A 1,614-nucleotide genomic window follows, 5' to 3' on the forward strand; every position below is an offset into this window, starting at 1 on the left:
GCCTTGTACCAGACCGGAGGCAGGCCGAGCACCGACCACGGATAGCAGGAGCACAGCGTGCAGACGACGAGATTGTGCGTCTCCTCGGTGTTGAACACCGCCTGCATGTGCTCGCCCTGGCGGCCGGTATAGCTGAGCGATGCGATCGCCGCCGTCGCATCGCGCTTCAGCCATTCGGCATAGGCGGGATAGCTCCAGGCTTTCGCCACCACCCTGGCGCCATTGCGCGGGCCGATCTTCGTCTCGTAGGTATCGACGATGACGTCGATCGCGGCCGGATCGATCAGCCCCTTCTGAGTGAGGATGGTTTCCAGCGCGCGCACGCGGGCGGCAAACGGATCGAGGTCGTTGTCGTGGTCATGATCGTGTGACATGGCCGCAAACTACGTTTCCAGTGATGCCGCCGCAAGCGCAACGGCTTGGGCCAACGGCACATGGCGCTGGCCCTGTCACATCATTCGGCCGCCGCCCGCTGCGGTTCGGGCAGCATGTCTTCCCTGGCCTTGAATAGCGACGGCTGATCCCCCGCTTCGACCGGGCCCGTCTCGCCCTTGCGCTTCGACCAGAGCCCGACCAGCCAGCCCGAGAGATTCTCCATGTAGACATAGATCACCGGCGTCACGAACAGGGTCAGCGCCTGCGAGGCAAGCAGGCCACCGACAACGGCAACGCCCAGCGGCTGGCGCAATTCGGCGCTGGCGCCGGTGCCGAGCGCGATCGGGAACGTGCCCATCAGTGCCGCCAGCGTCGTCATCATGATCGGCCTGAACCGCATCAGGCAGGCCTTGTGGATCGACTCGGTCGCCGACATGCCTTCTCGTCGCAGTTCAAGCGCGACGTCGACCATCATGATGCCGTTCTTCTTGACGATGCCGATCAGCATCAGGATGCCGATCACCGCGATAACAGACAGATCCATGCCGGCGAAGCGCAGCGCAACGACCGCTCCCAGCACGGCCGATGGCAGGCCGGTAAGGATGGTCAGCGGGTGGATGAAGCTCTCGTAGAGGATGCCGAGCACGATATAGATGGTCAGGATTGCGCCGCCGACCAGAAAACCCTGGTTGGCAAGAGAATCCTGGAAGGTCTTGGCCGTGCCGGCAAAGGTCGTCGAGATCACCGTCGGCATGCCGATCTGCTCCTTGAGCGCATTGATGCGCGTCACGCTGTCGCCCAGCGCCACGCCCTGCGGCAGATTGTAGGAGATGGTCACGGCTGGAAGCTGGCCGAGCTGGTTGACAGTCAGGGCGCCGGCCGTGCGATCGACCCGGGCGAAGGCGCCGAGCGGAACAAGACTGCCGCTCGCCGTCCTCATCTGGATGGCCAGCATCCGCTCGGGCGACCACTCGATCTTGGGATCGAGCTCGGTGATGACTTCGTAGCTGTCGGCCGAACCGAAGATTGTCGAAACCTGGTCGGTGCCGAACTCGCCATAGAGGGCGGAGCGCAACGTGTCGGTGTCGATACCGAGCTGGGCGGCCTTGTCGCGATCCACCACCAGCGTCGCCTGCAACGCATTGTTCTGCAGGTCGCTGGTGACGTCGGTGAAGTTCGCATGGTCGGCAGCCATCGCGTCGTTCAGTTTCTGCGCCCAAATATCGGTCAGGCCGGTAT

2 protein-coding genes are annotated in these 1,614 nt (G+C 63.7%); both read right to left on the reverse strand.

Annotation, left to right across the window (positions count from 1 at the left end; translation table 11 throughout):
• Positions 1-374 (reverse strand): nitrile hydratase subunit alpha (locus EN964_RS33960; RefSeq protein ID WP_164776330.1); only part of this gene is annotated, 374 nt, incomplete at its 3' end.
• 80 nt (positions 375-454) lie between these two features.
• Positions 455-1,614: efflux RND transporter permease subunit (locus EN964_RS33965; RefSeq protein WP_164776333.1), on the reverse strand; the 1,160-nt coding region annotated here is incomplete at its 5' end.

Source organism: Mesorhizobium sp. M7A.F.Ca.CA.001.10.2.1, from assembly GCF_003998575.1.
GTDB lineage: Bacteria > Pseudomonadota > Alphaproteobacteria > Rhizobiales > Rhizobiaceae > Mesorhizobium.